Source organism: Caballeronia sp. (assembly GCF_028292365.1).
Lineage (GTDB): Bacteria > Pseudomonadota > Gammaproteobacteria > Burkholderiales > Burkholderiaceae > Caballeronia.
The window spans coordinates 1-8,440 of sequence record NZ_JAQGMM010000472.1 but is presented as its reverse complement, the minus strand read 5'-3'; the positions used below and the strand labels follow the sequence as shown (position 1 = coordinate 8,440).

Sequence of the window (8,440 nt, the reverse complement as noted above, 5' to 3'; positions counted from 1 at the left end):
CTGTACCCCGAATGGAAATTTCCTTGGCCTCCCGGTGAACGGAAAGAAGGTTTCCTTCACAGAAAATGTGTTCTATCAATTTCGTGAAGGAAAGATCGGGCAAGTATGGTCAGTGATAGATAAAGCGGCTATTGAAGCTCAGCTTTAGCGTGACACATTGCCGAAGGTGACAGGCTTCGGTAATTCGACGCCCCCCGCGCATTGCTATAGATCGACTAGTTTAGCGGGCTTCGCTCAACCTTCAGGTTGGTATCGAAGAACTTCAGCGCTGCATTCCCGATATATTCGTGCAGGCTGGTGCGGTCTACGCCAGGCGCATCGATACACGCTTCAGGCCACGTGTCTCTTCCGTCCTGATCGCATTCGTTGGCGAAGATTTCATGGTCGACAAGGCCTGGCATTACATCCAGCTGCGCATGGGGAGCGTACTTGGCCGCGAATTCAGCATTCTCTTTAGGCGGCGCCTGTGTGTCCCTCGCACCAACAATGATGTAGGCGGGCACCTTCAGTTGAGCGACCCCTTCTTCATCCATTCCGAAACCCGGCAAGTCGCCCGGCGCCATCGCGAACACCGCCTTGACGCGGCTGTCGGCCACCTTGAGCGCTGGCCCCGCATCGAGCGGCAAGTCCTTGCGCAGTGACGCCGGCACCAACTCGTTGTTCTTCCACGCGCGTTGGTAGGCGAGGTACTTGTCTGCGTTCACCATAGCGCCGCCAATCCAGAGCGACGTGAAGCCTCCCTGCGAATGGCCGGCGACGCCGATACGATTCGGATCAATATGCGGTCCCCAGGCTTTATCGTTCAAGAGGAACGTGATGTCCTTGCCGATGTCGACAGGGCGTTGCCAGAGCTTGCTCCTCGTATACATGATTGTTGCGTCATAAGTGTTGGCGCGGTAGTGATAAAGCGTGGCAACGATATATCCGTGCGACGCCATATATTCGGCAAACCAGGCGTAGTAGAGTCCGTTACTGCCATGCCCGTGCGAGAACATGATGAGTGGACGCTTCACATTGTCGGGCACTACGTGAGCATTCTTGTAGAGGTGCAGATTGGTGAAGAAAACCATGTGCATGGGTTTGTCGGAATTGCTAAGTACAGCTGGATAGAACAACGTGAGCGCCAGGTGGCGGTTGCCCTGCGCCGCGTCCACGTATTCCAGTTGCTTCATCCCGACCGGATAGGGAGCGCCAGGCTGGATGATTTGCGCGAAAGTCATCGCAGACCACGCGGCCACGCAGCAGCACAGGAGCGCCGTTGCAGGACGGATTAATCCGCGTTTCGCCAGCAGAGCAGGGTTCATTTTTGTATTCTCCCGACAGCCAGATTGACTTGAGTTGTACTTGCGTTGTACCTCAACTCCGCCGGTTTATCGGGCCGGCACAGCGTACGTGAGGCCTGAGCGACGACAGTGTGGCTGGGCCGCAACGAGGCCATACGGTAAGACATAAGCCAACAAAAGCGCGAACGGTATGAAGGTACTGCTGAGCGGCTGATGCAAAGAAGGCATGAGCCCCGGCGAAAATTACTGAGCGCGACGGGCGTCCGAACTATTCAAGGTACCTAACGAAAGTCTGCTAGTGCAAGCAGGACTATCAGTGTGCGCCGAATTTGGGGTGCCCGTAAGCCCTTGACTACAACCTAGGCGGTGCGAGCCGCCAGTCAATTAATCCTCGTTTTCCCACAATATTCCTGCGCCTGAAACGTCTTCATTTCCAGGGATCTGCGTAAATGACACCGTGCACGCCAAGCCATGCTGCTGTGATTGAGCCAAAGCGAGGGTATTAGCCCAGCCTTTTGATCTTGCAACGGTCCCGATTTTCTGGACATGGCATTCCTTTTAATTTTCATTAGAGGTCTGACTGATGGATACCGAATCGATCGAGAAATTTCTTCGTGAAGCCCGAACCGCCAATGGCCAAAGTCCCCTTCAAGATGCACAGGTCAATGCTGTGATCGATAGGATATGGGCGTCGCAGCGTTATCCGGAAGATGGCGGTCCGAATGCCAATCCGGACTATGATCCCGCTGCTTATGCCGACTACGGTTTTTCGATCTTCCCCGCCCAGGGCGATCTGATCTACCTGCTTTGCCGCGCCATACGGGCAACCAGAGTGGTGGAGTTCGCGACCTCGGTCGGATTTTCGACGCTCTATTTCGCCGCAGCAATGCGCGACAACGGCGGGGGCATGGTGATTGGTTCCGAACTGGTTCCTTCAAAGGTGGTGACCGCAAGACAAAATATCGACGAAGCGGGATTGAGCCGCTATGTGGATATTCGCGAGGGTGATGGTCGGCAGACACTCAGGGATCTTGGTGGTCCCGTCGATTTCGCGCTCATCGATGGTTGGCCGCTAGCGTCGGGGCCGTCGCTGGCCCGGCAGGTTATCGAAATCGTGGCGCCGCAGCTTCGGATCGGCGGCTTTTTGATGAACGATAACGGCGAACCAGATTACATCGAATTCATTCGAGCTCCTTCCAACGGCTTTCTTTCTGTCAAATTGCCCATCAAAGGCGGGACGGAACTTTCGGTCAAAATATCCTGAGCTTCAATTGTTCATTAAATCCATCCAGTCAATTCGTTTTGTGCTGCTTTATCGCGGCCGAAGAGATGTCTACATTGCTTCCAACGCAAAACGATTGGCACCAGAAACAGCCAGTCAACTCCACGGTAGCCAATCTCTTCAAGGAAACGATCATGAGCAAGCTCACAGGTAAGGTAGCCGTTGTTACAGGTGCATCCAAGGGTATTGGTGCCGCTATTGCGAAGGCACTCGCAGCAGAGGGCGCTTCTGTAGTCGTCAACTATTCAAGCAGCAAAGCGGGCGCCGATGCCGTTGTAGCAGCGATTACCGCAGCCGACGGCCGGGCAGTTGCGGTCGGCGGCGATGTTTCGAAGGCAGCGGACGCGAAGGGCATTATCAACGCGGCCATCGAAAATTTTGGACGGCTCGACATCCTGGTCAACAATTCAGGGATCTACGAATTCTCGACGATCGAAGAGATCACTGAAGAACACTTCCACAAACAGTTCAATACCAACGTATTAGGCGTGCTGCTTACCACGCAAGCCGCGGCGGGTCATCTCGGCGAGGGCGGCAGCATCATTAATGTCAGCTCGGTTGTCAGCCGTATTACGCCGCCGGCAAGCGCCGTCTATAGCGGCACGAAGGGCGCGGTCGATGCGATTACCGGCGTGCTGGCGCGCGAACTCGGGCCACGAAAAATTCGCGTGAACTCGATTAACCCTGGCGTAGTGGTGACCGAGGGTACTCAAAGCGCAGGGATAATCGGGTCCGACCTTGATGCATGGGCGCTCACTCAGACTCCGCTCGGACGATTGGGTCAGCCGGACGATATCGCGTCGATTGCAGTGTTTCTAGCGTCGGACGACTCGCGCTGGTTGACGGGCGAACACGTTGTAGCGAGTGGCGGAATGCGCTGATCTGGATGGCTGATGGGTAGTTGAGCCCGGCGCGGACCCGCTGTGGTCCCGTCGGGCGAAAAACGTTGCGGCTGGCGCATCCGTGATCAAACGATCGCTAGCGCCGGCCGCTGCGGCCCCATACGTAGCGCACCCAACGTTGCCATCTGCCTTTCGGCGGAGCGAGAGCGTTACGCGTCGCCTGCTCTTTGCGGTCGCGCTCGACGCTCTTCTGAACCTGTTCATGGATCTGGCGTAACGTCAGGCCACCGGGGCCCTTGAGTTTGTCGGGATCGGGATTGTCTGTCATGAGAATGGATCGTTCCGGATAAGTCGACTTGATCTTGATACAGATAGGCAGTCGCGGCAAGCATGCGGCAGACAGTTTTATCGGCCGGACCCAGCGAAATAAACGCGCAGTCTGGAATCCCGCGTAGCGAGCACGGAAACGCGCAACGTTCAGCACCAGGCTTTGACTATTCCGTCTTCGAACCTGCAGCACTGGCACAATCGAGGAGCCCTTCGATCCACTTGGAATCTACATGCCAGATGCTGTGCGGTCTTCACCCCCTTCGCCTTCTTCGCCTTCGCGGGCCATAGGCCCCCTGTTTGCGCTGTTTCCCTTCCTGCGGCCGTATGCCGGGCGGTGGGCGCTTGCGTTCCTGGCGCTGGTGACGTCGGCGGGGGCCACGCTCGCGTTGCCGGTGGCATTCAAATACCTGATCGACCGTGGTTTCGCCAGTGGCGACCGGGCGCACATCGATCGTTATTTCCTCGCACTCTTCGTTGTCTCGCTGATACTGGCCGGCGCCACGGCGCTGCGCTTTTACCTCGTATCCTGGCTGGGCGAGCGGGTCACGGCTGACCTGCGGCGTGCGGTCTACGATCACGTGCTGGAGATGAGTCCGCAGTTCTTCGAGACGACACAGACCGGCGAGGTGTTGTCGCGGCTCACCGCTGATACCACGTTGATCCAGGCGGTGGTGGGCACCAGCCTGTCGCTGGGATTGCGCAACTTCTTCCTGCTTACCGGCGGCGTGGCGATGCTGGCGGTGACCAGTCCGGTGCTGTCGGCTTACATTATCGGCACGCTGGTTGTGGTGGTCGCGCCGATCGTTATCTTCGGCCGGCGCGTGCGGCGGCTTTCGCGCGCGAGTCAGGACAAGGTAGCAAACGCAAGCGCGGTGGCGGGCGAGGTGCTCAATGCCATGCCGACGGTGCAGTCGTATACGCAGGAGCCCTTTGAAGCACGGCGCTTTGGCGGCGCGGTCGAGCTGGCCTTTGAAACAGCGCTCACGCGCATTCGGGCGCGCGCCTGGTTGACCGCCGTGGTGATCGTGCTGGTGTTCACGGCTATCGTCTTCGTGCTTTGGCTTGGGGCGCAGGCAGTGCTCGCCGGGCGAATGACGCCGGGCCAATTGTCCCAGTTCATCCTTTACGCAGTGTTCACGGCCGGTGCGGTCGGAGCCGTTGCCGAGGTGTGGGGCGACCTGCAACGGGCGGCGGGCGCCACCGAGCGGCTGCTGCAACTATTGTCGGCGCGTTCGCCCGTGATGGAAGCAGAGACGACTGTGCCGTTGCCGACGCACGGCGAGGGCATCCGCTTCGACAACGTCAGTTTCTCGTATCCGTCCCGCCCTGGCGTCGCTGCGCTTTCAAGTCTTTCACTCGATGTCCGCTCGGGTGAGCACGTCGCGTTGGTCGGACCGTCCGGGGCCGGCAAGACCACCCTGTTTCAACTGCTGCTGCGCTTTTATGATCCGCAGGCGGGCACTATTCTGATCAACGGCGTGCCCACGCGGCAAGTACCGCTTGTCGAGTTGCGCAGGGAAATTGGGGTGGTGCTGCAGGAATCGGTGATCTTTTCTGGCAGCGTGCTGGACAACATTCGCTACGGCGCGCCCGAAGCCACAATCGAGCAAGTGCAGGGGGCGGCCGAGATGGCGGCTGCGGCTGGTTTTATCGACGAGCTGCCGCAAGGCTACGGCACGTTTCTGGGTGAGCGCGGTGTGCGCCTCTCTGGCGGACAGCGCCAGCGCATCGCGATCGCCCGGGCGATCCTGAAGAATCCGCCCATCCTGCTGCTTGACGAGGCCACCAGCGCGCTCGATGCAGCAAGCGAACGGCTCGTGCAAAAGGCGCTGGATAATGCCGCGCAGAACCGCACCACGCTGGTGATCGCGCACCGGCTGGCGACAGTGCAGCAAGCCGACCGCATTGTCGTGATGGAACACGGCCGCATTGTTGCGCAAGGCCGTCACGCCGAGCTTCTTTTGAGTTCGCCGCTTTATGCGCAACTTGCTGCCCTGCAGTTCGGCGAGCAGCAAGAGCAGACGGGGCGGAGCGCTGTGCACGATCACGTAGGTTCTGCGTGAAGGAAGCGGACCGGGAGCGTCCGCGAAGACCGACTAGCAGCAGATGGATGCTTCGCAAACCGAACGTCGCCGTCCGTCGCATTTAGCGGAACAACCCCGGCTCATGACTTCGTGCTCGTGTCCTGATTCCGGAACGCCGCCTCTCCGGCATCCGACACTTCAACCCACTTCTTGTCGGGCGCTGCGTCTGCAACGTAGCTGTCGTGCCAGTTCCACCACTTATAGGTTGCTGTTTGAGGGTATCCCTCGGGTGAGTCCTCCCAAGCCTCCTGACGGCCCAGCGGCGTGATGTCGAGGTAGTTCCAGGTGCCGCCCATTTGCTCGTCGCCGCGGTTGTTGATGAAGTAGGTGCGGAACACGCGGTCGCCATCGCGATAAAACACGTTCGTGCCGTGCCACTCGTTCACGCCGAAGTCGGTGTCGAAGCTGTCCGTGAGGGTGAACCACGGGATCTCCCAGCCCATCTGCGCCTTCAGCCGCGCGATGTCCGCCTGAGGCGCCCGCGAGACGAAGGCGAGGGTGGTGTCACGGGCGTTCAGGTGGGCGAGGTGGGCAACCTGATCCGCTACCATGGAGCAGCCGCGGCAGGCGTGCTCGGGCCAGCCGAACACGCCTGGCTCGAAGAAGGCGCGGTAGACGATCAATTGACGCCGGCCGTCGAACAGGTCAAGCAAATTGACCTTGCCCGCAGGCCCCTCGAACGCGTACGCCGTCTCCACGGCCATCCACGGCATGCGCCGGCGCTCGGCAGCCAGTGCGTCACGGGCGCGGCCGTGGACCTTTTCCTTTACGAGCAGTTGCTCGCGGGCCGCCTCCCACTCCCGGGAGGACACGACCGGTGGTGTATTCATCACAGGCTGTCCGTCTTTACGTTCGTTCTCGGCTGATGATGTCATGGCTTTGCAATCTCCTGGTTTGGACAAGTTCCCGCGCCTCGCGGCGGAAGCGCGGCTCCATTCGCTGCTCATCGCTCTTTGCTCGCTGGGAGATAGTTTGGCACCGGGAAAACGAACGTTGGGAGTAACAAGCGTGGCGGTATTCCGATTTTGGCAAGCCGCGCCGAAGGTGACGAACTTCGGAAGCCGGGCAGTAGCTGACACTTCAGACGGATCACCCAAACAGGTCAACCTGACGACTGGCGATCAAGCGATAGCCTTTTCATCAGACCTGTGTCATGCCGCCATCGATACACAACTCTGCACCAGCTATGTAGCTGCTGTCTGCGGACGCGAGGAATAAAGCCGCAGCCGCTACCTCGTCGGGCTGGCCCAAGCGGTTCAAAGGGATACGACTGGTCAGTGAAAGCCGCACTTCGTCGCTCACGTTGTCGAACATTGGCGTGTTGATGGGACCGGGGCTCAATGTGTTGACCCGGATCCCGCGACCTGCCAGTTCGCTGGTCCAGGTGCGAGCGTAAGACCGGACTGCTGCCTTCGTGGCGGAGTAAGTTCCGTAGCCGGGACTGCCAATCGACCCTGCAATTGAGCCGATCAATACGATGGCGCCGCCGCTGGACATGTGTTGCACCGCCCGTTGCACCGTGAACACCATGCCGCGAACGTTGAGATCGAACGCCCTGTCGAAATGCCCTTCGGTCGTGGAATCGAGTGTCGAGAATTCCGATATACCAGACGAAGTGATGAGGATGTCTAATTTTTCAGCATTTGCCTTGACGGTGTCGAAAAGCCGATCGAGATCGCTTGCGCAGGTCACGTCACCCTGAATAGCTTCGACGCGCCCACCGATCAGCGCAACGGCCTCATCGAGCTGAGCCTGCCGGCGGCCAGTGATAAAAACATGAGCGCCTTCCTCGGTAAAACGTCGTGCTATTGCAAGACCAATGCCGCTATTGCCACCCGTAATTACCGCTGTCTTTCCTTCAAGCTTAAGCATAGTTCACCCCTTGTGATGGTTTGGCTTGCTTGAAGATACACGGTGTATATTTAGTGTCAATCACGCACCATGTATAGACTAGATATACGCAAGGAAACCCTCATGGCCACCAAGCTGGACCCTCCGCTCGCCGAGATCGCCGCGACGCGACCCGTTCTTGAACAGATCGTGAACAAGTGGTCAGTCCTGATCCTGGCCGTGCTGTGTACAGCGCCCTCTCGCTTCAATGCAATCAAGCGGCGCCTGGATCCAATTACTCACAAGGCGTTGACAGAGGCACTGCGTCGATTGGAGCGAAACGGACTGGTCAACCGCCGCGTCATAGCGTCCTCGCCAGTGGCGGTTGAGTATTCGATCACCCCGCTAGGGCGAACGCTGCAAGACCCGTTTGTAGCGCTCATATCGTGGGCCGGAAAGCACGGAGGTAGCATCGAACGAGCGCAGCTGACCTTTGACGAAGGGACTACTTGAGCGCCCGTGTTCCACGGCAATAATGGCGCCCTGGCGCCTGCTCGTCGAGGCAAAGCGCCCCTGTTTACCGACGCATAAACGTTGATGCTGAACGAGCAACCCGTGGGCAATGCGGATCCCGTTCTTCCCTTCGGACGCGACGTCGCCTGGCGTGCATGAGACTGCGTGAATCAACGCTTATTCAGCGCTTGATCAGCATCGACATGACCGCGCTCGCCGCGCATAGTCCCGCGACAATCGGAAAGATGATCGAGGTATTACCCGTTGAGTCAATCA

At 58.8% G+C, this 8,440-nt stretch carries 9 protein-coding genes; 5 read left to right on the top strand and 4 right to left on the bottom strand.

Annotated features, from left to right (window positions below):
* Positions 1-148, top strand: a 148-nt coding sequence (locus JWR14_RS27525) for an ester cyclase (protein ID WP_299715061.1), incomplete at its 5' end; no start/stop codon positions are given.
* Positions 149-215: 67 nt separating this feature from the next.
* On the opposite strand, the gene JWR14_RS27520 is transcribed toward JWR14_RS27525, so the two are convergent.
* Positions 216-1,304 carry a lipoprotein signal peptide gene (locus tag JWR14_RS27520; protein ID WP_299715058.1) on the bottom strand — a complete coding sequence of 363 codons (1,089 nt, stop codon included), beginning with the start codon at positions 1,302-1,304 and terminating at the stop codon, positions 216-218.
* 562 nt (positions 1,305-1,866) lie between these two features.
* Between JWR14_RS27520 and JWR14_RS27515 the strand changes: the two genes are divergently transcribed.
* Both JWR14_RS27515 and JWR14_RS27510 read left to right on the top strand, forming a co-directional pair.
* Positions 1,867-2,547 (top strand): class I SAM-dependent methyltransferase, encoded by a 681-nt coding sequence (locus JWR14_RS27515; protein WP_299715055.1) that lies wholly within the window; start codon positions 1,867-1,869, stop codon positions 2,545-2,547.
* A 152-nt stretch (positions 2,548-2,699) separates the two neighbouring features.
* Entirely contained in the window at positions 2,700-3,446 is a 747-nt protein-coding gene (locus JWR14_RS27510; RefSeq protein ID WP_299715052.1) for a glucose 1-dehydrogenase, read from the top strand.
* Positions 3,447-3,543: 97 nt separating this feature from the next.
* Here JWR14_RS27510 and JWR14_RS27505 read toward each other — a convergent pair whose 3' ends face one another.
* Entirely contained in the window at positions 3,544-3,735 is a 192-nt protein-coding gene (locus JWR14_RS27505; RefSeq protein ID WP_299715049.1) for a hypothetical protein, read from the bottom strand.
* Between the two features lie 232 nt (positions 3,736-3,967).
* Between JWR14_RS27505 and JWR14_RS27500 the strand changes: the two genes are divergently transcribed.
* Complete coding sequence (locus JWR14_RS27500; protein ID WP_299715046.1) at positions 3,968-5,800, top strand: ABC transporter transmembrane domain-containing protein; 1,833 nt, start codon at positions 3,968-3,970, stop codon at positions 5,798-5,800.
* A 101-nt stretch (positions 5,801-5,901) separates the two neighbouring features.
* Here the strand turns inward: JWR14_RS27500 and JWR14_RS27495 are convergent, their stop codons facing one another.
* Positions 5,902-6,696 carry a DUF899 domain-containing protein gene (locus JWR14_RS27495; RefSeq protein WP_299715043.1) on the bottom strand — a complete coding sequence of 265 codons (795 nt, stop codon included), beginning with the start codon at positions 6,694-6,696 and terminating at the stop codon, positions 5,902-5,904.
* A 265-nt stretch (positions 6,697-6,961) separates the two neighbouring features.
* On the bottom strand, positions 6,962-7,693 hold the full coding sequence (locus JWR14_RS27490; RefSeq protein WP_299715040.1) for a glucose 1-dehydrogenase: 732 nt from the start codon (positions 7,691-7,693) through the stop codon (positions 6,962-6,964).
* A 102-nt stretch (positions 7,694-7,795) separates the two neighbouring features.
* Between JWR14_RS27490 and JWR14_RS27485 the strand changes: the two genes are divergently transcribed.
* Positions 7,796-8,164 (top strand): helix-turn-helix domain-containing protein, encoded by a 369-nt coding sequence (locus JWR14_RS27485; protein WP_299715037.1) that lies wholly within the window; start codon positions 7,796-7,798, stop codon positions 8,162-8,164.
* Positions 8,165-8,440: the final 276 nt, after the last annotated feature.

Bases quoted from the DNA above. Each gene is read 5' to 3' on its own strand.
- JWR14_RS27520 (WP_299715058.1), bottom strand. From the start codon at position 1,304: ATGAACCCTGCTCTGCTGGCGAAACGCGGATTAATCCGTCCTGCAACG.
- JWR14_RS27515 (WP_299715055.1), top strand. From the start codon at position 1,867: ATGGATACCGAATCGATCGAGAAATTTCTTCGTGAAGCCCGAACCGCC.
- JWR14_RS27485 (WP_299715037.1), top strand. From the start codon at position 7,796: ATGGCCACCAAGCTGGACCCTCCGCTCGCCGAGATCGCCGCGACGCGA.
- JWR14_RS27505 (WP_299715049.1), bottom strand. From the start codon at position 3,735: ATGACAGACAATCCCGATCCCGACAAACTCAAGGGCCCCGGTGGCCTG.
- JWR14_RS27490 (WP_299715040.1), bottom strand. From the start codon at position 7,693: ATGCTTAAGCTTGAAGGAAAGACAGCGGTAATTACGGGTGGCAATAGC.
- JWR14_RS27495 (WP_299715043.1), bottom strand. From the start codon at position 6,696: ATGACATCATCAGCCGAGAACGAACGTAAAGACGGACAGCCTGTGATG.
- JWR14_RS27510 (WP_299715052.1), top strand. From the start codon at position 2,700: ATGAGCAAGCTCACAGGTAAGGTAGCCGTTGTTACAGGTGCATCCAAG.
- JWR14_RS27500 (WP_299715046.1), top strand. From the start codon at position 3,968: ATGCCAGATGCTGTGCGGTCTTCACCCCCTTCGCCTTCTTCGCCTTCG.